The 22,506-nt window shown below is 57.2% G+C and carries 22 protein-coding genes; all 22 read right to left on the minus strand.

Annotated elements, in window-relative coordinates:
* Positions 1 to 139 precede the first annotated feature (139 nt).
* The 22 genes from EE949_RS18690 to fliH all read right to left on the minus strand — a co-directional run bounded on the left by EE949_RS18690 (position 140) and on the right by fliH (position 22,414).
* The gene (locus EE949_RS18690; protein WP_122665653.1) at positions 140 to 2,410 is read right to left on the minus strand and encodes a chemotaxis protein CheA; all 2,271 of its coding nucleotides are present in this window, start codon (positions 2,408 to 2,410) and stop codon (positions 140 to 142) included.
* A 38-nt stretch (positions 2,411 to 2,448) separates the two neighbouring features.
* Complete coding sequence (locus EE949_RS18695; protein ID WP_122665654.1) at positions 2,449 to 3,237, minus strand: protein phosphatase CheZ; 789 nt, start codon at positions 3,235 to 3,237, stop codon at positions 2,449 to 2,451.
* Positions 3,238 to 3,256: 19 nt separating this feature from the next.
* On the minus strand, positions 3,257 to 3,631 hold the full coding sequence (locus EE949_RS18700; protein WP_176469940.1) for a chemotaxis response regulator CheY: 375 nt from the start codon (positions 3,629 to 3,631) through the stop codon (positions 3,257 to 3,259).
* 290 nt (positions 3,632 to 3,921) lie between these two features.
* Positions 3,922 to 4,662 (minus strand): RNA polymerase sigma factor FliA, encoded by a 741-nt coding sequence (gene fliA, locus EE949_RS18705; protein ID WP_027898771.1) that lies wholly within the window; start codon positions 4,660 to 4,662, stop codon positions 3,922 to 3,924.
* Complete coding sequence (gene fleN, locus EE949_RS18710; RefSeq protein ID WP_087266807.1) at positions 4,659 to 5,492, minus strand: flagellar synthesis regulator FleN; 834 nt, start codon at positions 5,490 to 5,492, stop codon at positions 4,659 to 4,661. The genes fliA and fleN overlap by 4 nt, the downstream gene beginning before the upstream one ends.
* A gap of 115 nt (positions 5,493 to 5,607) precedes the next feature.
* Positions 5,608 to 6,936: a flagellar biosynthesis protein FlhF gene (flhF, locus tag EE949_RS18715; RefSeq protein WP_122665655.1), complete on the minus strand. Its 1,329-nt coding sequence runs from the start codon at positions 6,934 to 6,936 to the stop codon at positions 5,608 to 5,610.
* Between the two features lie 11 nt (positions 6,937 to 6,947).
* The gene (gene flhA / locus EE949_RS18720) at positions 6,948 to 9,077 is read right to left on the minus strand and encodes a flagellar biosynthesis protein FlhA (RefSeq protein WP_122665656.1); all 2,130 of its coding nucleotides are present in this window, start codon (positions 9,075 to 9,077) and stop codon (positions 6,948 to 6,950) included.
* Positions 9,078 to 9,981: 904 nt separating this feature from the next.
* Positions 9,982 to 11,118: a flagellar biosynthesis protein FlhB gene (gene flhB, locus EE949_RS18730; RefSeq protein ID WP_122665657.1), complete on the minus strand. Its 1,137-nt coding sequence runs from the start codon at positions 11,116 to 11,118 to the stop codon at positions 9,982 to 9,984.
* A 1-nt stretch (position 11,119) separates the two neighbouring features.
* The gene (fliR, locus tag EE949_RS18735) at positions 11,120 to 11,896 is read right to left on the minus strand and encodes a flagellar biosynthetic protein FliR (protein ID WP_122665658.1); all 777 of its coding nucleotides are present in this window, start codon (positions 11,894 to 11,896) and stop codon (positions 11,120 to 11,122) included.
* A 13-nt stretch (positions 11,897 to 11,909) separates the two neighbouring features.
* Complete coding sequence (locus EE949_RS18740) at positions 11,910 to 12,179, minus strand: flagellar biosynthetic protein FliQ (RefSeq protein WP_027897996.1); 270 nt, start codon at positions 12,177 to 12,179, stop codon at positions 11,910 to 11,912.
* A 25-nt stretch (positions 12,180 to 12,204) separates the two neighbouring features.
* Complete coding sequence (gene fliP / locus EE949_RS18745; RefSeq protein ID WP_122665659.1) at positions 12,205 to 12,951, minus strand: flagellar type III secretion system pore protein FliP; 747 nt, start codon at positions 12,949 to 12,951, stop codon at positions 12,205 to 12,207.
* Entirely contained in the window at positions 12,951 to 13,394 is a 444-nt protein-coding gene (gene fliO, locus EE949_RS18750) for a flagellar biosynthetic protein FliO (RefSeq protein WP_122666113.1), read from the minus strand. The genes fliP and fliO overlap by 1 nt, the downstream gene beginning before the upstream one ends.
* Positions 13,395 to 13,402: 8 nt before the next feature.
* Complete coding sequence (gene fliN / locus EE949_RS18755) at positions 13,403 to 13,870, minus strand: flagellar motor switch protein FliN (protein ID WP_122665660.1); 468 nt, start codon at positions 13,868 to 13,870, stop codon at positions 13,403 to 13,405.
* 58 nt (positions 13,871 to 13,928) lie between these two features.
* Positions 13,929 to 14,897, minus strand: coding sequence for a flagellar motor switch protein FliM (gene fliM, locus EE949_RS18760; protein WP_122665661.1), 969 nt, complete (start codon positions 14,895 to 14,897; stop codon positions 13,929 to 13,931).
* Between the two features lie 9 nt (positions 14,898 to 14,906).
* The gene (fliL, locus tag EE949_RS18765) at positions 14,907 to 15,410 is read right to left on the minus strand and encodes a flagellar basal body-associated protein FliL (RefSeq protein WP_122665662.1); all 504 of its coding nucleotides are present in this window, start codon (positions 15,408 to 15,410) and stop codon (positions 14,907 to 14,909) included.
* A 378-nt stretch (positions 15,411 to 15,788) separates the two neighbouring features.
* Positions 15,789 to 17,165: a flagellar hook-length control protein FliK gene (locus EE949_RS18770; protein WP_122665663.1), complete on the minus strand. Its 1,377-nt coding sequence runs from the start codon at positions 17,163 to 17,165 to the stop codon at positions 15,789 to 15,791.
* A gap of 83 nt (positions 17,166 to 17,248) precedes the next feature.
* Positions 17,249 to 17,563, minus strand: a complete 315-nt coding sequence (locus EE949_RS18775; RefSeq protein WP_122666114.1) for an Hpt domain-containing protein — start codon at positions 17,561 to 17,563, stop codon at positions 17,249 to 17,251.
* Between the two features lie 84 nt (positions 17,564 to 17,647).
* Entirely contained in the window at positions 17,648 to 19,354 is a 1,707-nt protein-coding gene (locus EE949_RS18780) for an ATP-binding SpoIIE family protein phosphatase (RefSeq protein ID WP_122665664.1), read from the minus strand.
* 8 nt (positions 19,355 to 19,362) lie between these two features.
* On the minus strand, positions 19,363 to 19,665 hold the full coding sequence (locus EE949_RS18785; protein WP_122665665.1) for an STAS domain-containing protein: 303 nt from the start codon (positions 19,663 to 19,665) through the stop codon (positions 19,363 to 19,365).
* A 129-nt stretch (positions 19,666 to 19,794) separates the two neighbouring features.
* Positions 19,795 to 20,244 (minus strand): flagellar export protein FliJ, encoded by a 450-nt coding sequence (fliJ, locus tag EE949_RS18790; RefSeq protein WP_122665666.1) that lies wholly within the window; start codon positions 20,242 to 20,244, stop codon positions 19,795 to 19,797.
* 6 nt (positions 20,245 to 20,250) lie between these two features.
* On the minus strand, positions 20,251 to 21,609 hold the full coding sequence (gene fliI / locus EE949_RS18795; protein WP_122665667.1) for a flagellar protein export ATPase FliI: 1,359 nt from the start codon (positions 21,607 to 21,609) through the stop codon (positions 20,251 to 20,253).
* Positions 21,599 to 22,414, minus strand: a complete 816-nt coding sequence (gene fliH / locus EE949_RS18800) for a flagellar assembly protein FliH (RefSeq protein ID WP_122665668.1) — start codon at positions 22,412 to 22,414, stop codon at positions 21,599 to 21,601. Before fliH ends, fliI begins: the two co-directional genes overlap by 11 nt.
* Positions 22,415 to 22,506: the final 92 nt, after the last annotated feature.

Raw genomic sequence — 22,506 nt, forward strand, 5'->3', positions numbered from 1 at the left:
CAAAAGGTCACGAGGCACACACGCTCATTTGTCAGCTGCGTCTGCGACTCGTCATTGTTATTGCCTCGCATCCATTCGCAGCGTTTTCGACACCGCCTGACCAGGTGTCACGGACAGTGCTCTGCCCGTGACACCAGAATCAAATACGCCGTGCGGCGTACCGCTTGAGCATACTCGGCACATCGAGAATCAAGGCAATGCGACCGTCACCGGTGATGGTGGCGCCAGACATGCCAGGTGTCCCCTGCAACATTTTACCCAGCGGCTTGATGACCACTTCTTCCTGGCCCACCAACTGATCGACAACGAAGCCGATACGCTGAGTGCCCACCGAAAGAATCACCACATGCCCTTCATGCTGCTCTTCGTGGACGGCCGAACTGACCAGCCAACGCTTGAGGTAGAACAGCGGCAACGCTTTATCACGAACGATCACTACTTCCTGGCCATCAACGACGTTGGTAGTCGAGAGGTCCAGGTGGAAGATCTCGTTGACGTTGACCAGCGGGAATGCGAAGGCCTGATTGCCCAGCATCACCATCAGGGTCGGCATGATTGCCAGGGTCAACGGCACCTTGATGACGATCTTCGAACCCTGACCCTTGGTCGAGTAAATGTTGATCGTACCGTTGAGCTGGGCAATCTTGGTTTTCACCACGTCCATGCCCACACCACGGCCCGACACGTCGGAGATCTCGGTTTTGGTCGAGAAACCTGGCGCAAAAATCAGGTTGTAGCAGTCGGTGTCGCTCAGGCGATCAGCGGCGTCCTTGTCCATCACGCCACGCTTGACCGCAATGGCACGCAAGACGTTGGGGTCCATTCCCTTGCCGTCATCAGAGATCGACAACAGGATGTGGTCGCCTTCCTGCTCGGCAGAGAGAACAACACGTCCGCCACGCGGTTTACCTGACGCCTCGCGCTCTTCCGGGGTTTCTACACCGTGGTCGACTGCGTTACGCACCAAGTGGACCAGCGGATCGGCAAGCGCCTCAACGAGGTTCTTGTCCAGGTCAGTCTCTTCACCGACCAGTTCCAGGTTGATCTCTTTCTTGAGCTGACGAGCCAGGTCGCGTACGAGTCGCGGGAAGCGACCAAACACTTTCTTGATCGGCTGCATCCGGGTCTTCATCACCGCGGTCTGCAAGTCAGCTGTCACCACATCAAGGTTGGAAACCGCCTTGGACATGGCTTCGTCGCCACTGTTGAGCCCCAGACGCACCAGACGGTTACGCACCAGCACCAGTTCGCCGACCATGTTCATGATCTCGTCCAGGCGCGCGGTATCAACCCGTACGGTGGTTTCCGCTTCTGAGGCGACCGGCTTCTCGGCCGGTGGCGCAGCCGGTTTGGCTGGCGCGGGAGCAGGTGCAGCAGCCTTGGCGGGCGCTGGTGCGGCTGCCGGTTTGGCTGCTGCAGCCGGAGCAGGCTTGGCCGCCGGCGCTGCTGGCTTGGCGGGCGCAGATACGGCCGCAGCAGGTGCAGCAACCGCCGCAGCTACGTCAGGCTCGAACTTGCCTTTGCCATGCAACTCGTCAAGCAATGCTTCAAATTCGTTATCGGTGATTTCGTCACCTTTTCCAGCCGATGCGCTGGCAGCTGGTGCCGCCGCAGCAGGAGCAGGAGCCGCTGCAGCGGAAGGATCGAACGAACCCTTGCCATGCAGTTGGTCGAGCAACGCTTCGAATTCATCGTCTGTAATGTCGCCGCTCTCAGCTTTGCCGGCAGGCGCTGCGGCTGGAGCAACGGCAGCAGGCGCTGCGCTATCGGCTGCAAACTGACCTTTACCGTGTAGTTGATCGAGCAGCGATTCGAATTCCGAATCGGTGATCTCATCGGATGCCGCTGCGCCAGTGGACGGCGCGGCAGCAGCCGCTGGCTGTTCTTTCGCGGAATTGAGCTGATCAAGCAAGTGCTCGAATTCGGTATCGGTGATCTCGTCTGAAGCGGCCTCAGCGGCAGCTTCAACAGGTGCCTCTTCTACTTCCACGGCTTCAGCCGCAGGAGCTTCGTCAGCCGATGCTGGCTCAGCCAGCCGCGCCAGTGCCGCAAGCAGCTCCGGTGTGGCCGGAGTCACTTCGCTACGTTCGCGCACCTGGCTGAACATGGCGTTGACTGCATCCAGCGCTTCCAGGACCACGTCCATCAATTCCGAATCAACGCGACGCTCACCCTTACGCAGGATGTCGAACACGTTTTCGGCGATGTGGCAGCACTCCACCAGCTCATGGAGCTGGAGGAAGCCGGCGCCCCCTTTTACAGTGTGAAAACCGCGAAAAATTGCATTGAGCAGATCTGCGTCATCCGGTCGGCTTTCCAGCTCGACCAACTGTTCAGACAACTGCTCCAGAATTTCGCCGGCCTCTACCAGAAAATCCTGAAGGATCTCTTCATCGGCGCCGAAGCTCATTGGGGTGCTCCCTAAAATTAACCGTCAACAGACCAGACTTAGAAGCCCAGGCTCGATAGCAGATCGTCTACATCGTCCTGTCCGGACACAACGTCTTCCCGTTTATCGGCATGAATCTGCGGACCTTCACCCTGTTTGATATGTTTTTGTGGATCTTTTTCTGCGCGGATGGATTCATCGTCATGTTCGATGCCCGCAAAGCGGTCTACATGACTGGCCATGAGCACCAGTTTGAGCAGATTGCTCTCCACTTCAGTGACCAATTGCGTGACACGCTTGATCACTTGACCAGTAAGGTCCTGGAAGTCCTGAGCCAGCAGAATATCGTTGAGGTGGGAGGAAACCTTATGGGTATCCTGTTCGCTGCGCGTCAAGAAACCATCGACACGCCGCGCCAGTTCACGAAACTCTTCAGCGCCGACTTCACGGCGCATGAAACGCCCCCAGTCCGCACTCAAGGCCTTGGCCTCGTCGTTCAGACCGTGTATCAGCGGGGTGCTTTCCTCGACCAGATCCATGGTGCGGTTAGCTGCGTTTTCCGTGAGCCTGACAACATACGACAGGCGTTCGGTGGCATCCGTAATCTGGGACACTTCCTCGGCTTGCGGCATGTTCGGGTCAATCTGAAAATTGACGATCGCACTGTGCAGCTCGCGAGTCAGCTTGCCGATCTCTTGATAGAGACCGCGATCCCGAGCCTGATTGAGCTCGTGGATCAATTGCACCGCGTCGCCGAAACGGCCTTTTTCAAGGCTCGTCACCAGCTCGCTAGCGTGTTTCTTCAGGGTCGCTTCAAACTCGCCCATTGACGTTTCGTTGTTCTCCATAAAGCCCTCGCGGCATACATCAGCTATTGACGCGCTCGAAGATCTTGTCGATCTTTTCTTTCAGCGCCTGAGCCGTGAATGGCTTGACGACATAACCATTGACGCCGGCCTGAGCCGCTTCAATGATCTGGTCGCGCTTGGCTTCTGCGGTCACCATCAACACCGGCAGGTGCTTGAGGCGCTCATCGGCACGCACTTTACGCAGCAGGTCGATACCCGTCATGCCAGGCATGTTCCAGTCCGTTACCAGAAAGTCAAAGGAACCGCTTTCCAGCATCGGCAACGCGGTAAGCCCGTCATCGGCTTCGGACGTGTTGGTGAAGCCCAGATCACGCAGCAGGTTTTTAATGATCCGCCGCATCGTTGAGAAGTCATCAACGATGAGGATTTTCATGTTCTTGTCCAATTCGACCTCCAAGCAGTCTTTGACGCGTTCAGCACCTGAACGCGCTGTTCAATCAATACCGGCACAGCTCACATCGGCTGTACGAAAACGACGACGGGCTTGGTACATCAACAACTATGGAAACCGCACAGCAAATCCACGGGCTGCATCAAAGCTATTGCTTTTACAGTCCGTGGAGCGAATGCCTGTACGGCTCCAGCCTTGTCCACTGTCCCACGTAACGCTTTGCACAGCCTGCTCACACGCGACACGCCATCACCAAGGACGCATACCGCCTGTCAACGCGCTCGCCACTCTCCCAAACGCCCCCGCAAACGAGCGGCGCACTGGCTGTGTAACTGGCTGACTCGCGACTCACTGACCCCCAGGACCTCACCGATTTCCTTGAGGTTCAGCTCCTCGTCATAGTACAGCGCCAAAACCAGACGTTCACGCTCCGGCAAGTTGGCAATTGCATCTGCCAACGCAGCCTGGAAACGTTCATCCTCCAGGTCGCGTGACGGCTCAAGCGAACCGCTTGCGCCATCCTCATGCAGTCCTTCATGTTCGCCGTCCTGTAACAGGTCGTCAAAACTGAAGAGGCGACTGCCCAAGGTATCGTTCAAAATCCCGTAATAATCATCGAGACTCAATTGGAGTTCGGCCGCAACCTCGTGATCTTTAGCGTCGCGACCTGTTTTAGCTTCAATTGAGCGAATTGCGTCACTGACCATGCGCGTATTGCGGTGCACCGAGCGTGGCGCCCAGTCCCCTTTGCGCACTTCATCGAGCATCGCACCACGGATACGAATCCCGGCATAAGTCTCGAAACTGGCGCCCTTGGTGCAATCGTACTTGGTGGACACTTCCAGCAAGCCGATCATGCCCGCCTGAATCAGGTCTTCGACCTGAACACTGGCAGGCAGACGCGCCAGCAAGTGGTAAGCAATGCGCTTGACCAGCGGAGCATACCGCTCGATCAACTCATATTGCGAGTTTCTGGAAGCCTTGCTGTACATCTGGTAGCCGCTCGCGGTCATTGAACAGGCCCTGCGCTTGTCTGGTAAACCAGTCGCTCGACGAAGAACTCCAGATGCCCGCGAGGGTTGGCAGGCAGTGGCCAGGTATCGACCTTCTGCGCAATAGCCTTGAACGCCAGGGAGCATTTAGAGCGTGGGAAAGCTTCGTATACGGCACGTTGCTTCTGGACGGCCTTACGCACGCATTCGTCGTAAGGCACGGCGCCAACATATTGCAAGGCAACATCAAGGAAACGGTCGGTCACCTTGGTCAGCTTGGCAAACAGGTTGCGACCTTCCTGCGGGCTCTGCGCCATGTTGGCCAGCACCCGGAAACGGTTCATGCCGTAGTCGCGATTCAACAACTTGATCAGCGCATAAGCGTCAGTGATCGAAGTAGGCTCGTCGCAGACCACCAGCAACACTTCCTGAGCAGCGCGGACGAAGCTGACCACTGACTCGCCAATCCCGGCGGCGGTGTCAATCACCAGCACATCCAGATTGTCGCCAATATCGCTGAACGCCTGGATCAGGCCGGCATGTTGCGCCGGGCTCAGATGAACCATGCTCTGGGTGCCGGAAGCGGCAGGCACGATTCGAATCCCGCCCGGACCTTGCAACAAGACGTCGCGAAGCTCACAACGCCCCTCGATCACATCAGCAAGAGTGCGTTTAGGCGTCAGGCCAAGAAGGACATCGACATTCGCCAGGCCAAGGTCGGCGTCCAGCAGCATGACGCGCCGGCCGAGCTCGGCCAAGGCCAGCGAAAGATTCACTGACACGTTAGTCTTACCGACGCCACCCTTGCCGCCGGTCACCGCGATCACCTGTACGGGATGCATGCTGCCCATGTTATTTCTTTACCTTGTCTTGCGTAGACCGTAGCCAGATTGCGGGCGACACGCTCAGTGAAGAGCCATGCCGGGCAGACCATCGATGCAGGTAACGTCCATTAGTTCGCTTCACTTAACCGACCCGTTTGTTGGGGTTGTGGTAAAGGTCGGCGAACATGTCCGCCATGGCCTCTTCGCTTGGCTCTTCTTGCATCTGCACATTGACCGCACGCGACACCAGTTGGTGCCTGCGAGGCAGGTGAAGATCATCAGGAATTCGTGGGCCATCAGTCAGATAGGCCACCGGCAGCTCATGACTGATAGCAAGACTGAGCACTTCACCCAGGCTGGCAGTTTCGTCCAGCTTGGTCAGGATGCATCCCGACAGACCACAGCGTTTGTAGCTGTGATAAGCCGCAGTGAGCACCTGTTTCTGGCTGGTGGTTGCCAGGACCAGATAATTACGAGACTTGATTCCGCGCCCTGCCAGACTTTCCAGCTGCATACGCAACGCCGGATCACTGGCTTGCAGGCCCGCGGTATCGATCAACACGACACGCTTGCGCAGCAGCGGATCAAGCGCCTGCGCCAGCGACTGGCCAGGATCGACATGAGTCACCGGCACGTTGAGGATGCGACCCAATGTCTTGAGCTGCTCCTGAGCACCGATCCGGAAACTGTCCATGCTGACCAAAGCGATATTCTGTGCGCCGTACTTGAGTACGTAGCGCGCCGCCAGTTTGGCGAGCGTCGTGGTTTTGCCCATGCCAGCAGGGCCAACCATGGCGATCACACCACCTTCTTCAAGCGGCTCCACGTCAGGCACTTCGATCATGCGCGCCAAGTGCGCCAGGAGCATGCGCCAGGCCTGACGCGGCTCGTCGATATCAGGGATCATTTCCAGCAGATCGCGCGACAGCGGGCCGGACAAGCCGACACGTTGCAGACGGCGCCACAGATTGGCCTGTGCCGGACGGCTGCCTTGCAACTGATTCCATGCCAGGGAGCCAAGCTGGACTTCCAGCAGCTCGCGCAGGCCGTTCAATTCAAAACGCATCGAGTCGTAACCGCGCTGATTACCTGCTGGCGCAGCCGGTGCGGCCTGTGGCTGCACAAAGGGACGCGGCGGCTCTTCCAGCGTCGGCTCGATGTGAGTGTCAGCGGCGCTCAATGGCAAACCGGCAAACAACTGGCGATTGGTCGCGCCGTCGCTGTCACTACGATTGTTCAGTTCTGCCTGAGCAGAGACGATACGCGACTGGGTTTTACGCAGCTCGTCTTCAAGCTCGATATTAGGGACGCGTGGCGCCAGCGCGGACAGCTTGTAATCCAGGGCAGCAGTCAGCTCCACGCCACCGGCAATTCGCCGGTTGCCGATGATGGCCGCTTCAGCGCCCAGCTCATCACGAACCAGTTTCATGGCTTGACGCATATCGGCGGCGAAAAATCGCTTAACTTGCATGACTCACTACCTCAGCCGTTAGGCCCGACAGTCGCTACGATGGTTACTTGCTTGTTGTCAGGAATCTCCTGATACGCCAACACGTGCATATTCGGTACAGCCAGTCGTCCAAACCGTGACAGCATTGCCCGGACCGGGCCTGCTACCAGCAGAATCACTGGCAAGCCTTGCATCTCCTGACGCTGGGCGGCATCGATCAGCGAACGCTGAAGCTTCTCTGCCATGCTCGGCTCAAGAAGAACGCCTTCTTCCTGACCCTGACCAGCCTTCTGCAGACTATTGAGCAATATCTGTTCCAACCTTGGCTCCAGCGTGATAACTGGCAGCTCCGGCTCAATGCCTACAATGCTTTGCACGATTGCGCGGCTCAATCCGACCCGGACAGCAGCCACCAAGGCGGCGGTATCTTGACTCCGTTGAGCGTTATTGGCGATAGCCTCGGCAATCGTGCGGATATCCCGAACCGGTACCTGTTCAGACAACAACGCCTGCAACACCTTGAGCAACGCCGACAACGAAAGGATGCCTGGAACCAGCTCTTCAGCCAGCTTAGGCGAGCCTTTAGCCAGCAATTGCATCAATTGCTGCACTTCTTCATGGCCAATCAACTCATGCGAGTGCTTGTAGAGAATCTGGTTGAGGTGGGTCGCGACCACCGTACTGGCGTCAACCACGGTATATCCAAGCGACTGAGCCTGACTGCGCTGGCTGATTTCAATCCAGACCGCTTCCAGGCCAAACGCCGGGTCCTTGGCGGTAATACCATTGAGCGAACCAAACACCTGCCCCGGGTTGATCGCCAGTTCGCGGTCCGGATAGATTTCCGCCTCTGCCAACGTGACACCCATCAGCGTCAAACGATAGGCGCTCGGCGCAAGGTCCAGGTTGTCGCGAATATGCACGGTCGGCATCAGGAAGCCCAGCTCCTGAGAAAGCTTCTTACGCACGCCTTTGATTCGCGCCAGGAGCTGACCACCCTGATTACGGTCCACCAGCGGAATCAGGCGATAGCCCACTTCCAGACCGATCATGTCGATAGGCGTCACGTCGTCCCAGCCCAGCTCTTTGGAATCCTGAACACGGGTCGGCGATGGCAACATTTCCTGCTGACGCTTGACCTCTTCAAGTGCCAGGACTTTAACCTGATTCTCTTTTTTCCAGAGCAGGTAACCGATACCGCAGGCAACCAGACCCAAACTGATGAAGGAGAAGTGCGGCATACCTGGCACAAGCCCCATGACAATCATGATCGCGCCCGACACACCCAGAGCCTTCCAGGATGTAAACATCTGGCGGTTGATCATCTTGCCCATTTCTTCCGAACCGGAAGCACGGGTCACCATGATGGCCGCGGCGGTCGAGAGCAACAGCGACGGCAGCTGCGCCACCAAACCGTCACCGATGGTCAGCAATGTATAAATCTTGCCGGCTTCGGAGAATGTCATGTTGTGTTGCAGCATCCCCACCAACATGCCGCCAATGAGGTTAATGAACAGAATCAACAGACCGGCGATGGCGTCACCGCGAACGAACTTGCTCGCACCGTCCATGGAGCCGTAAAACTCGGCTTCCTGGGCGACTTCAAGACGGCGGCGTTTGGCTTCAGGCTGATCGATCAGACCGGCGTTCAAATCGGCGTCGATTGCCATTTGCTTGCCGGGCATGGCGTCCAGGGTAAAACGGGCGCTTACCTCAGAGATCCGACCGGCACCTTTGGTGATTACCACGAAGTTGATGATCATCAGAATGGCGAACACAACGATACCGACGACGTAGTTCCCGCCGATCACCACTTCACCGAAGGCCTGAATCACCTTACCGGCAGCGGCGTGACCGTCCTGACCATGAAGCATCACCACGCGGGTGGACGCTACGTTAAGCGCCAGTCGCAGTAGCGTGGCAACCAGCAGGATGGTTGGAAATACCGAGAAATCCAGAGGACGCAGCGCGTAGACGCAGACCAGCAATACGACGATGGAAAGAGCGATGTTGAACGTGAAGAATACGTCCAGCAGGAACGGCGGGATGGGCAACATCATCATTGCCATCATGACCAACAGCAACAGCGGAACGCCTAGCTGGCCACGGCCGAGGCCAGCCAGGTTACTGCGTGCGCTGCTAATTAACTGAGAGCGATCCACCGATTATTCACCTGCACGCTAAATCAAAACTTTGACGCCGATGGCGACCTGACATGACCTATTGCAAGAAGCTTTCCAACTGTTGAATCGGTGATGAAATAGCGGGCGGGGTCTGTAAGAAAGTGTGAGATTTTTTTGGAGGGGGGTGCTGATTTTTGTGTACATATCCGTTGCTGGGTAACGGCGGATATTGGTTGCGCTTTTACAGCGCCTCACTTTTGAGGCGCAAAAGTAAGCAAAACGCTCTTGCCCCACCACTCGGTGCCTCGCTGGCGCTCGGCATACCCGAAATCCGACCTTGCTGCGTGGGGCCGCCGCCACCGGCCATCCATGGCCTGAGGCGGCTAAACCGGCATCCCTGCCGGTTTGCCCCACGCAGCAAGGTCGAATTCCGGCCGGCGTGGTTTAACGGGGCGCCTAAAATCAAAAGCAGATCAAAAACCGATCACAAGCAGAGAGCGCTCACCAGACCGGTAGGAGCGAACTTGTTCGCGAGACGTCACCACAGCCAACGCATACGTCATCTGACACACCGCATCGCAGCCTTCGGCAGCTCCTACAGAACATCGGTAAGTTCACAAATCAGGTCGGCTGTCAGGCCGCCGCGCTTTTGATTTTGATCTGAGGCGCCCCATTAAATCACGCTGGCCGAACGCAGATTCTGAAGCGTGGGCAACCCGGCAGGACGCCGGGTTAGCCGCATTGGGCCATGGATGGCCCGTTGCGGCGGCCCACGGTTCAGGATCTGCGGGCGGGTACACCGAGCGACAGCGAGGTGCCAAGTGATGGGGAAAGAGCGCTTTGCTTACTTTTGCGCTTCTCAAAAGTGAGGCGCTGTAAAAGCGCAACCAATATCAGCCCTTAACGCGGTAACGGATATGTACCCAAGAATCACTGCCTCAACTCAAGAATCCCGCTGCAAATCCGGCGGAATGGTGATATCGCCCAGCGGATCCGGGCGCTTGCCCTGCCCCGCATGGTACTGACGAATCTGATAAACGTACGCCAGCACCTGAGCCACTGCCAGGTACAAACCGGCCGGAATTTCCTGATCAAGATCGGTACTGTAATAAATCGAACGCGCCAGACCAGGAGACTCAAGGATGAGAATCTGATGATGCGCGCCAATCTCGCGGATTTTCAGGGCGACAAAATCGACACCCTTGGCCACGAGCATAGGCGCCCCACCCTGCTCGGGGTCGTATTTGAGTGCGACGGCAAAGTGAGTCGGGTTGGTGATGATCACATCGGCCTGCGGAACGGACTCCATCATGCGACGTTGCGACGCCTCGCGCTGAAGCTGGCGAATACGCTGCTTGATCTCGGGACTGCCTTCGGAGTTTTTATGCTCGTCGCGCACCTCTTGCTTGGTCATCAAAAGCTTCTTGTGCGCTTCCCACAACTGGAACGGCACATCCACTGCGGCAATGAAAATGAGCCCACAGGCCATCCATAACGTACTCCAGCCAACCACCTGCAGGCTGTGGATGATGGCCTGCTCCAAGGGCTCATGTGCGATGGAAACCAGCGCGGCCTTCTCCATATTCAGCACTACAAGCGCAACAATCAGCACAATGACGAATTTGGCAAAAGACTTGAGCAATTCAATCAGCGCGTTGGGAGAGAACATGCGCTTGAGTCCGGCCAACGGATTCATTCGGCTGAACTTGGGGAACAATGATTTCGTTGCGAACAGCCATCCACCCAAAGAGATAGGCCCGATAACAGCCGCGGCTAACATGACCAGCAGAAACGGCATCATGACGACCAGCGCAAGCTTACCGGTGGCAAGCAGCATCCGCCCCATGGAGCCCTCATCCATGAGCACCTCACGGGTGATGGTGAAGTTCGAAGTCATCATGTAGGACATCGCCTGCGCAATATCCGCACCTTCAACCAAAAGCCCTATCGCTCCCGCCATCATGATTGCGAGCGTGTTCAGCTCTTTGGAACGAGCAATCTGGCCTTCCGCCCGAGAATCACGGACCTTTTTCTCCGTGGGGTCTTCTGTTTTGTCCTGACCATTCTCGTTCTCGGCCATGTTAGCGAGCCCTCACCATGTCACGGAACGTCTGCAGCGCCTGAGTCGCCAGCGGTTGGTACTGATTAAGAATGTCGCCAAGGCTGATCCACAGGATGACCATACCCAAGACCAACGTCAGCGGGAAACCAATGGAAAAGATGTTTAACTGCGGCGCTGCACGAGTCATGACCCCAAACGCGATGTTGACGACCAGCAATGCGGTAATCGCCGGCAGCACCAGTTTCAAACCCGCGGCCATGACCCAGCCCAGACCGTTGGCGAGCGCCCAGAAATTGGATACCAGTAAACCACCGCCCACTGGCAACGTCGTAAAGCTCTCGATCAGGGTTTCGATCACCACGAGATGGCCGTTCATACCGAGAAAAACCAGCGTGACCAGCATGGTAAAAAATTGGCCGATGACCGCCGATGAGACGCCGTTGGTAGGGTCCACCATAGAGGCGAAGCCCATACCCATTTGCGTCGAAATGATCTGACCGGCAACAACGAACGAATGAAAGAACAACTGAAGGCAAAGCCCAAGCCCCGCACCAATGATGATCTGCTCACCAATCAGCAACAGCGCCGTCAGGTCGAGCGCGTTGACCTCGGGCATAGGCGGTAGAACAGGCGCCACAACGACAGTAATAGCCAGCGCAAGATAAAGGCGCACACGGCCAGGCACCAGCGTTGTACCGATGATCGGCATAGTCATCAATAGCGCAGTAATTCGAAACATGGGCAGCATGAAGCTCGCGACCCAAGTGCCGATCTGCCCGTTGGTCAGGGCCAGCATCGGTTCCACGAGATCAGCCGATCACGGTCGGGATACTGGTGTACAGCGCGAGGATGTACTCCATGAACACCTTGAGCAGCCAGGGTCCGGCCACGATCAATGTGATCAGCATAACGATCAGACGCGGCAAAAAGCTCAGCGTCTGTTCGTTGATCTGGGTGGCGGCCTGAAACATGGCAACCAGCAAACCGCAGAGCAAGCTGGGCACTACCAGAATCGCCACCAGTAACGTGGTGAACCACAACGCCTCACGAAACAGGTCGACAGCTACTTCTGGCGTCATCGCACAGACTCCTGATCAGGACGGGTCATACACCACCAAAGCTGCCTGCCAGGGTGCCGACGATCAACGCCCAGCCATCCACCAGCACAAACAGCATGATTTTGAACGGCAAGGAAATGATCAACGGCGACAGCATCATCATACCCATCGCCATCAATACGCTGGCGACCACCAGGTCGATGACCAGGAACGGAATGAAGATCATGAAACCGATCTGAAAGGCAGTCTTGAGTTCGGAAATAACAAAAGCAGGGACCAGAATCGTCAGCGGCGCCTGATCCGGAGAGGCAATGTCAGTGCGCTTGGACAGGCGCATGAACAGCTCAAGATCGCTGGTACGGGTTTGCGCCAGCATGAAATCCTTGATCGGTACTTGTGCGCGAGCCACTGCATCCTGCGCCGTCAGCGTTTCAGCCAGATACGGCTGCAAAGCATCCTGATTCACCCGATCAAACACCGGCGCCATGATGAACATGGTCAGAAACAGCGCCATGCCAGTCAGGATCTGGTTGGACGGCGTCTGCTGGAGGCCAAGGGCCTGACGCAAAATCGAGAAAACAATGATGATTCGGGTAAAGCTGGTCATCAGCATGACGAACGCTGGAATGAAGCTCAGCGCCGTCATGATCAGAAGAATTTGCAGGCTGACCGAATACTCCTGCTGGCCGTCCGCACCGTTGGACAGGGTAATCGCCGGGATCGACAACGGATCGGCGGCGAACGCCAAAGGCGCTGCCAGCACCAGCACAAGCGTCAACAGAATGCGCAGCATTACTTCTTATCCTTCTGAACCTTGTTGCCCATCAAGTCCATCAAACGTTGTGCAAACTCGGAGTTCACTGGCTGGCGCTCCGGCACCTGCACGGGCTGGTTGAGCACATGCAACGGGGTGATTCGTCCAGGCGTGACGCCGAGCAGAATCTGCTCTTCACCCACCTGGACAAGTACCAGACGGTCGCGGGGACCAATGGCCCGCGAACCGACCAACTCAATAACCTGAGCATTGCCTGGCACACCGCGCTGAACCCGACGCATCAGCCAGGCCAAAGCAAAGATGAGGCCGACCACCAATAGCAACCCGAACAGCAGCTGCACAACCTGCCCACCCATACCTGACGACAACGCAGCATTTGCCTGAGGAGCGGCCGCCTGTACTGCAGGCTCGGCCGCCAGAGCACTCAGCGGCATGGCGAGCAAAACGGTGACCGCTTTCATCACCTTCACTAGCGCAGCTTCTTGATACGTTCGCTCGGGCTGATCACGTCAGTCAGGCGGATGCCGAACTTTTCGTTGACCACCACCACCTCGCCGTGCGCGATCAAGGTGCCATTGACCAGCACATCAAGCGGCTCACCCGCCAGACGATCCAGCTCGATCACCGAACCCTGGTTAAGCTGCAGCAGGTTGCGGATGTTGATGTCCGTACTGCCTACTTCCATGGAAATAGACACCGGGATATCCAGAATCACATCAAGGTTCGGGCCATCCAGAGTTACCTGAGCATTGCTCTTGGGCACACTGCCGAACTCTTCCATGGCCATACGGCTGGAAGCCGCCGAATTACCGGCGTCTGCCGCGAGCAGAGCGTCGATGTCGTCCTGACCGCTTTCACCGGACTCACCCAGTGCAGCAGCCCACTCATCGGCCAACGCCTGATCATCATCAGACGTCATATCGTTTTCATCAGCCATCGGTTGTCCTCGGTGAACATTGATTCAGTTGCACAAAAATTTTCGGCGGTGGAAAAACTCAACGCCGGTCTATCGGCTCGATGACTTGCAGCGCCAGATTACCTTGATGCGATCCCAGCTTGACCTTGAATGAAGGCACGCCATTGGCACGCATCACCATCTCGTCAGGCATCTCTACTGGGATAATGTCGCCCGGCTGCATGTGCAGGATGTCGCGCAACAGCAACTGTCGACGGACAACCGTCGCGCTCATGGGTACCGCGACATCGAGCACATCCTGCTTGAGTGCGTTGATCCAGCGCTCGTCCTGGTCATCCAGATCGGACTGGAAGCCCGCATCGAGCATTTCCCGAATAGGTTCGATCATCGAGTAAGGCAGGGTAACGTGCAGGTCGCCGCCACCACCGTCGAGTTCGATATGGAAAGTCGAGACGACAACCGCTTCGCTTGGACCAACGATGTTGGCCATGGCCGGGTTCACTTCGGAGTTGATGTACTCGAAGTTCACTTCCATGATCGCCTGCCAGGCTTCTTTCATATCGATGAAAGCCTGGTCCAGCACCATGCGCACCACACGCAGTTCGGTTGGCGTGAACTCACGCCCTTCAATCTTGGCGTGACGACCGTCACCGCCGAAGAAGTTATCCACCAGCTTGAACACCAGTTTGGCATCAAGGATGAACAGCCCGGTGCCCCGCAACGGCTTGAGCTTGACCAGATTGAGACTGGTCGGTACGTACAGCGAGTGCACGTACTCGCCGAACTTCATGACCTGCACGCCACCCACCGCCACGTCAGCAGAACGACGCAACAGGTTGAACATGCTGATACGGGTATAACGGGCGAATCGCTCGTTGATCATTTCCAGGGTCGGCATCCGACCCCGCACGATCCGATCCTGACTGGTCAGGTCGTAGCTTTTGATACTGCCGGGCTCAGCAGCATTCTCGGTTGCAACCAGACCGTCGTCCACGCCATGCAACAGCGCGTCGATCTCATCCTGGGACAGCAGGTCTTGCACGGCCATGTCGTGTTCCTACTGCAATACGAAGTTAGTGAAAAGCAGTTGCTCGATCACGGTTTTACCCAGCTCTTTCTGAGCGACTTCCTGAACACTGGCCGTCGCTTTCTGACGCAGCATTTCCTGACCTATCGGTGAGGCTAGCTGGTCGAAGGGAATACCTGCAAAGAGCATCACCAGATTATTGCGAATGACTGGCATGTGTACTTTCAATGCATCCAGATCGGGCTGATTGCGCGCCAGCATGGTGATGCTGACTTGCATATAGCGCTGACGACCATTGGAGTTGAAGTTGACCACGAACGCCGGGGTCATCGCCTCAAAGACAGCTGGATGCTTTGCATTGGGGTCCGCCGCAGCAGCTGCTGCCGGATCCACTTTAGGCTCGGAGCTATGCATGAAGAACCATGTCGCGCCTACTGAAAGGCCAACTGCCAGCAATAAAGCCACAACCGCAGCGATGATGAGCTTGAGTTTGCCTTTTGAGCCAGGTTCTTTAACTTCGTCGCTCTTCGCCATGCCAATAATCCGTCACTATTCGGGGGGTTCGCTAATGCGTGACAGAGGGAGAGCAAGTGTTATGCCAGAGTTGGGAGAGGATGAGCAGGAAGGGAGTTTTAGTGACGGGATATTTCAAGGGTTTATATATTTCCAGCACACTGCAGCACCCGTTGCGCTGCAGGAAATAGCGCGATGTCCATGGCTCAGCGCAGTCGCGAAGCAAACATCGAATTTGAGCCCAGCGAGGTTAGGAGGCCAGCGATAGCGGCTTGTCTGACACTCCGCCATCGCTGGCCTGGTAACCTCGGTGAGCATCTACCAGGCAGCGTTCAATCTGAAAGATTGCGCGTTGCTCGATCAGATTTCAGGCGCTTGCTGGACGACAGCCCTCGACCATCAAGCGTAGTAATCAATCTCACTGGTGCCGACTACGCGCTGAACGGGCTGACTCACTGCCAGGCCCGCATCAGCATCGTTACCGTCAACTGAACCATCCAGACCATTCCCGCCCGAGCCACCGTTACCAACACCACGAGCATTATTTGCCTGCTCTTGCTGCTGAGCCTGGTGCTGCTGATTGCGAGACTGGTCAGACACGTTCACATCCACCTGCCCCATGCCTTGCTGGGAAAAGGACTCACGCAGACGTGACATCTGGCTTTCCAACGCCTCACGCACACCCACGTGAGCACTCATGAAGGTCACCTGAGTCTGCTGATCCGGCGCCATATTGATACGAATATCGAGGCGTCCCAGCTCGGCAGGCTCCAACTGGATATCAGCCGACTTGAGACTCTGGCTCGACAAATACATGACACGCTCTACGACGCCTTCGCTCCAGCCACTTTGATGCATGGCCAGCGGCTGATTCATCAGTGGTACCGCGGGCGCGGCCGCACGAGGCTGTTGTGCAGCCTGACTCAAAGCAGCAAGACGGTCGGCAAAGTTATCCACGCGCGTATCGCCAGCAGCGCCTTTGACATCCTTCAGGCCGCTGTCCAGCAATCCATCAAAAGACTTGTCGCTACTCTCGGTACTCGGGTCATCGGAGACGGTCCGCTGGTCATCCAGCGCTGCCAGGTTATTGGCGAGCTGTGATGGATCTGCCGCGGCATTATCGGCCTTCGCGCCCTTGCCAGCCTGAGCAGCCGCGTTGTGCGACTGTTGAGCCTGCTGCGCCTTGGCGGCCGCACTCTCAAGAGCAAACTGCAGCGCTGGCATGTCGTCGAGCGGATCGGCGTTCGGGTCAAAAGACGCCTGCGCCGGGTCGGTGACCTGCACCATCTGAGCAGGCGTGGCTGGAGCGGCTTCCAGTTTTGACTTATCGGCATCAGGCTGAGCGATGGCCTGGCTTGCCAGTGCCTGCAAGGCAGGATCCAGAGCAGGGTCAACCGTCGGCTCGGGCGTCAACGCCACGAGCGCCGGATCGACCTGCTCATCACTCGATTGGGCCTGATCTTCAGTGGCAACCGGCTCGACAGGCAAGGCATTGCCGCTATCGGCAACAGTCGTCGACTCTGAAACGGCAGTGTCGCCCTTGTCGGCAGCACCCTTATCCGCTACGGATTTGTCCTTTTCAGCAGCAGGTTTGGCTTTGACCGGCGCATCATTGCCGGAAGCCGATTTGGCCTGAGCCTGCTTGGCGTATACGTCGGAGAAGCTCGAGTTGTCGTCTTTGCCACTGTCGGCCGGCTTGACTGTGTTATTGGCTGAACTGGTCTTCGACGCCGCCGCAGGGGTGGCTTGAAGAAGAGCATTGGTGGCAAGGGGCATGTCGATCTCCGCAAAAACAGCTGATTACAGAGAACATAGCAAGATACGGGCCAGACAATGGGCCGGATAACAACAAGGCTGAATCAAGGGTGCGCGATAAAAAACTGGCGCTCCGCGTCGAATAACCGGCGCACCGTGCTGTATTCGTGATCAAGCGCTGCCAGCAACTCGTCAAGACCAGAACTTTCGTCGCGGCGGCTGCGATCTTCAAGCTCTCGACACAAGTCGGCAAGGCGCATTGCGCCCATGTTGCTGCTGCTGCCTTTGAAGCTGTGAGCCATCAGGCTCAGCTCCTGCAGGTCGAACGCCGACGCCCCCATAAGCTGGCGCAAACGGGAAATACGGTACTCAGCGTCTTTGATAAACACATCAAGGAGAGTCGGATACTCGTCTTCCATGACTTCCTGCAACGTAATCAATACGCTGTAATCCAGATGAACTACCGACACCTTGCTCACTCCATGATCAAGAATCCGGGGGCTCTATGCCTTGGCTCCCCAGCAGAATTCAACGCGTGCGGTCCGTCCGTCCGTAGACCACGAGGCCTTCTCACTCAGTTCCCGCACCAGCGCAAGACCGCGACCGTACAGCTCATCGACCACTGGCGGCAATGCAAGAATTGTATCAACATTGAAACCTTCACCACTGTCTTCCACCCGCACACTCAAACGACCACCCTCACCCTCGGGCGTGACGTTGAAATGCAGTCGGATATAGCCACTGTCCAGAGCAGCCAGACGCGACGCCCGTTGCTGATAGTAGCTGGCGAATCCTGAAGCGCTACTTTTCAGGGCCGAATCCAGACCTAAGACGCCGTGCTCCAGCGCATTGCTATAAAGCTCAGTCAGCACGCTGTACAGCGCACCGCTCTGACTGCGCAGGCCATGCACCTCTAGCAGCAACTGCAACAAGTAAGGCAAAGGATTGAAACGCCTGAGGGTCGCAGCCCTGAATTCGAACGTGGATGACCAGTCCAGCGGCGTGGAGGTGCCGCTGTCTGAGTAGGTCACGGCCTGTGCGCCCAGATCAGCCTGCTCGACAGCCATGATTTCCACCATGCTGACGTCATCACGGGCCTGACCGCCGAAGGCATCCAGCGCCTGCTGAATTTCCGAAATCAGCAACCGGGGTTCGCGATTGGCAGCAAATACTTCATGCAACCGCTGCACACCGAACAGCTGTTCTTTGCTGTCACTGGTGTCGATCACCCCGTCGGACAGCAGGAAGACCCGATCCCCTGGAGCAAAGGGGTGAACCTCGGTGTGATCATCAAACGACGCTGAGTCCAACACGCCAAGCGGCAGATGCCGGGACACCAGGGCGGTGCACTCTCCGGTCGCAGCACTTAGAAGATAACCGTCGGGCAGACCGCCATTCCAGACCTGAAACTGTTGTTGCTGGAAGTTGATACAGAGCAGGGTTGCGCAACAGAACATATCCACTGGCAGGATGCGCTTGAGCTTGGCGTTCATCTCACGCAGGGTTTCGGCCAGACCGAAGCCCTTGGCCGTCATACCGTAGAACACCTCTGCCAGCGGCATTGCACCGACCGCAGCGGGCAAACCGTGCCCGGTGAAATCCCCCAGCAACATGTGCATATGCCCGGCTGGCGTGTAGGCAGCGAGCAGCAAGTCACCGTTAAACAACGCGTAAGGCGACTGCAGATAGCGAATATTGGGCGCGTCAAGGCAGCCGGAATGTGCCACCTGATCGAATACTTCCTTGGCGACTCGCTGCTCATTCAGCAGGTAATCATGGTGCCGGGAAATAAGATCGCGCTGCCGCAGAACAGTCTCCTGCAGCAACCTCAGGCGATTCATGGCATTGATTTTGGCGTTCAGGACCGTCTGGTTGTAAGGCTTCGCAATAAAGTCGTCGCCCCCGGCGTCCAGGCAACGAGCCAGCGCCGCCCCCTCCGTCAGAGACGTAAGGAAGATAATCGGCACCAGCGCCTCACCGGCCAGCTCCTTGATGCGCCGGGCGGCTTCGAAGCCATCCATCACCGGCATCATTGCGTCCATCAGGATCATCTGCGGCCGATCAGCCTCAAACAGTGCGACCGCCTCCGCACCGTTAGCAGCGCACAGTACTCGATGGCCCTGGCGAGCCACGATAGTGGACAACAGCAGGCGATCACTGGCGTTGTCGTCAGCGATCAGGATGCACAAGGACTCGCTGGAGGATGGCAAGGTCTCACTCAACCTATCTGGAACAGCTTCGAGAAATTGGAAATGGTCAGGATGGTGATGACATCAGCACTGCAGTTGAGCAGACGAATGCGTGAGCGCTCGCCACCCGCGTGATCACGCAATAGCAGCAGCATCCCCAGTGCCGAACTGTCCAGATAGTTGGTGCCACGCAGATCAACGACATAACGCAGCTCGCTGCCCAGATTTTCGTAGGCCTCGCGGAAGTCCTGATGGGAAGCAAAATCAAATCGCCCGGAAATGAAAATGGTCAGTTGCTGACCGTCAGGAGAAAGCTCAGAAGTGACCGGCATGTAAAATTCCTGAGTAAGGCGTGCGTCACGTAATCAAGGTTTAGCACTGGCTGGTGATATCTGCAATTTTCTCTGTGGGAGCTGCATTGCAGTTCAATAATTTGCGGTATACCCGAACGAACTCTGCGGTTAAAACGGCGCATGCCTTGGCAGGCGCTGCGAAAGCTCATCCAGTAGTTTTTGCTCGCGCTTGTCCTCCAGCTGTCGTGCTTCGTCGATATAGCGCTGGACCAGTTTGCGCAAACCCTCGACCCGGGCGTACGCCTGTTGCCAGGTGCCGCGCGCTTTATCAAGGTTGTCCTGATGCCAGGCCAGGCTTCGACGCTGCTGATCTACAGCGGTGTCCAGTTGAGTAAGGAAGCGCTGATAACCCATCAGCCATTGCCCGGAAACGCCATGGGCGCCTTTGTCGATCCATTGCTGCTGGTAGTCCAGGCGAAACTGCTCAAGGTCGTTGAGCTTGCCTTCGGCCACGCGCACCTGCCCTTGAAAGTGCCCCAGACTCTGGGCAGCCTTGCGCTCCGCGTTCTCGGCCATATCCACCACGGGCGCCAGGCGCGCTGCGCGACTTATGGCCATGGTCTATCAACCACCCGCGGCCGGGCTGAACACTGCCGCCAACTGCGCACTGCTGTTTTCCATGCTTTCATTTTCATTGAGCCCTTGGCGCAGGTAGCGCACAAGCACGGGCTGCAAATGGATCGCCAGGTCAGTTTCCCGATCACCGCCCGCCACATAAGCGCCGACACTGATCAAATCGCGACTTTGTTGATAGCGTGACCACAACTGTTTGAAATGCTGCGCCTGATTCATGTGATCAGGGGTGACCACTGCGGGCATGACCCGGCTGATAGAGGCCTCGATGTCGATCGCCGGGTAGTGCCCTTCTTCAGCAAGGCGACGGGACAACACGATATGGCCGTCCAGTACGCCACGCGCAGAGTCCGCAATGGGGTCCTGCTGGTCGTCACCCTCAGACAACACGGTATAAAACGCTGTGATCGAGCCACCACCCGCTTCGGCATTACCGGCGCGCTCCACAAGCTTGGGCAGTTTGGCAAATACCGACGGCGGATAACCCTTGGTCGCAGGAGGCTCGCCAATCGCCAGGGCAATCTCCCGTTGAGCCTGAGCAAAACGCGTCAGAGAATCCATCAGCAACAGGACGTTTTTGCCCTTGTCGCGGAAATACTCGGCGATTCGCGTGCAATACATGGCAGCACGTAAACGCATCAAAGGCGCGTCGTCCGCAGGAGACGCAACCACCACCGAACGCTTGAGCCCTTCTTCACCCAGGCTGTGCTCGATGAACTCCTTAACCTCACGACCCCGCTCACCGATCAGGCCGACAACAATGATGTCTGCCTCGGTGAAGCGCGTCATCATGCCAAGCAGAACACTCTTACCGACGCCGGTACCAGCGAACAGCCCGAGACGTTGACCACGCCCCACCGTCAACAATCCGTTGATGCTGCGAATGCCCACGTCCAGAGGCTGACTGATGGGGTTGCGCTTGAGCGGGTTGATCGTAGGACCGTCCATAGGCACCCAGTCTTCAGCCTTCATGGCGCCCTTGCCATCGAGGGCGCGACCGGCACCGTCGAGCACCCGCCCCAGCATGCTCATGCCCATAGGCAAGCGACCGGTATCTGCCAAAGGCACCACTCGGGCACCAGGGGCAAGACCAGCCACACTGCCTACAGGCATCAAGAAGATTTTACTGCCGGAAAAACCCATCACCTCGGCTTCAACTTCCACCGGGTGGTGGCTGTCGTCGTTGATCACCACGCACCGGCTGCCCATCGCCGCCCGCAAACCCTCGGCCTCCAGCGTCAGGCCGACCATGCGCAGCAGGCGACCTTCCACGACTGGCTGAGCGGGCAATTCGACGTTTTCGGCATAAGACCCGAGGCGCTTGCCGAAACTGGTGCGATCAAGGCGCATCGGACTTCTCGACGTCAGGACTGACAGCGCCAGTCACAACCGGCTCGGCCTCCAGCTCCAGGCTGAGGTCCGGGCTCGCCGGATGCAGTGATTGCTCGTGCATCTGGTCATACATTTTGGCAATGGCCAGGGTAAGACGGGTTTCGATGCTCGCATCTATCCGACTGTGTTCCGTTTCGATCCGGCAACCACCGGCCTGCAGCGTTTCATCTTCAACAATGCGCCACGTTTCTTCATGACGCTCACGCAGGGCTTTGACCACGTCAAAGTCCTGCGGGTTGATGAAAATCCGCACATTGCTTGCGCCCATAGGCAAAAGCTTCAGCGCGTCGCGCAATACATTGCCGATCTGCCGAGAGTCGGTGGTCAGCTCACGCTGAATGACCTTGCGGGCAATGTGCTCGACCAGATGAATGACCGAGCGCTCGATCTGCTTGTCCTGCTCGGCAATCGGGTCGAACAGCTGACTCATCAATAGCTCAAGGCTCGCCAGCTTGCTCTTTAGCGCAACCTCGGCTTCCTGGCGGACCTTGAGTTGAGTGCTGTGAAAGCCTTCTTTTTCGCCCGTGGCAAAGCCTTCGTTGTAAGCCTCCTGACGGATGCTCTCCAACTCTTCGAGGGTCAGTGGCTGAACTTCTTCCAGCGGGACTTCTTCGATGGCATCAACCGGCTCTTCAATGACCGGTTCGGGCTCGGGTTCAGGCTCTTGATAGGGATCGAAACTGGGCAGCGACCAGACGTCAAAACCGCCGACGTCCTTGGCGCGGATAAGCTCGCTGACCGGTTCTTTGTTGGAGCTGGACATGGATAGTGCCTTAGAGTCTGTATTGTTTCAGCGCAGGCGCATGGCAGGTAAGAATTGCCAGGCCAGACGGTGGACACCGGGGAACGCGTCCC

It is taken from the genome of Pseudomonas viridiflava, assembly GCF_900602065.1.
GTDB lineage: Bacteria > Pseudomonadota > Gammaproteobacteria > Pseudomonadales > Pseudomonadaceae > Aquipseudomonas.

Coding starts and splice junctions, on each gene's coding strand:
- EE949_RS18690 (WP_122665653.1), bottom strand. CDS start 2,410: ATGAGCTTCGGCGCCGATGAAGAGATCCTTCAGGATTTTCTGGTAGAG.
- EE949_RS18695 (WP_122665654.1), bottom strand. CDS start 3,237: ATGGAGAACAACGAAACGTCAATGGGCGAGTTTGAAGCGACCCTGAAG.
- EE949_RS18700 (WP_176469940.1), bottom strand. CDS start 3,631: ATGAAAATCCTCATCGTTGATGACTTCTCAACGATGCGGCGGATCATT.
- fliA (WP_027898771.1), bottom strand. CDS start 4,662: ATGACCGCGAGCGGCTACCAGATGTACAGCAAGGCTTCCAGAAACTCG.
- fleN (WP_087266807.1), bottom strand. CDS start 5,492: ATGGGCAGCATGCATCCCGTACAGGTGATCGCGGTGACCGGCGGCAAG.
- flhF (WP_122665655.1), bottom strand. CDS start 6,936: ATGCAAGTTAAGCGATTTTTCGCCGCCGATATGCGTCAAGCCATGAAA.
- flhB (WP_122665657.1), bottom strand. CDS start 11,118: ATGGCCGAGAACGAGAATGGTCAGGACAAAACAGAAGACCCCACGGAG.
- fliR (WP_122665658.1), bottom strand. CDS start 11,896: ATGCTGGCCCTGACCAACGGGCAGATCGGCACTTGGGTCGCGAGCTTC.
- EE949_RS18740 (WP_027897996.1), bottom strand. CDS start 12,179: ATGACGCCAGAAGTAGCTGTCGACCTGTTTCGTGAGGCGTTGTGGTTC.
- fliP (WP_122665659.1), bottom strand. CDS start 12,951: ATGCTGCGCATTCTGTTGACGCTTGTGCTGGTGCTGGCAGCGCCTTTG.
- fliO (WP_122666113.1), bottom strand. CDS start 13,394: ATGAAAGCGGTCACCGTTTTGCTCGCCATGCCGCTGAGTGCTCTGGCG.
- fliN (WP_122665660.1), bottom strand. CDS start 13,870: ATGGCTGATGAAAACGATATGACGTCTGATGATGATCAGGCGTTGGCC.
- fliM (WP_122665661.1), bottom strand. CDS start 14,897: ATGGCCGTGCAAGACCTGCTGTCCCAGGATGAGATCGACGCGCTGTTG.
- fliL (WP_122665662.1), bottom strand. CDS start 15,410: ATGGCGAAGAGCGACGAAGTTAAAGAACCTGGCTCAAAAGGCAAACTC.
- EE949_RS18770 (WP_122665663.1), bottom strand. CDS start 17,165: ATGCCCCTTGCCACCAATGCTCTTCTTCAAGCCACCCCTGCGGCGGCG.
- EE949_RS18775 (WP_122666114.1), bottom strand. CDS start 17,563: ATGGAAGACGAGTATCCGACTCTCCTTGATGTGTTTATCAAAGACGCT.
- EE949_RS18785 (WP_122665665.1), bottom strand. CDS start 19,665: ATGCCGGTCACTTCTGAGCTTTCTCCTGACGGTCAGCAACTGACCATT.
- fliJ (WP_122665666.1), bottom strand. CDS start 20,244: ATGGCCATAAGTCGCGCAGCGCGCCTGGCGCCCGTGGTGGATATGGCC.
- fliI (WP_122665667.1), bottom strand. CDS start 21,609: ATGCGCCTTGATCGCACCAGTTTCGGCAAGCGCCTCGGGTCTTATGCC.
- fliH (WP_122665668.1), bottom strand. CDS start 22,414: ATGTCCAGCTCCAACAAAGAACCGGTCAGCGAGCTTATCCGCGCCAAG.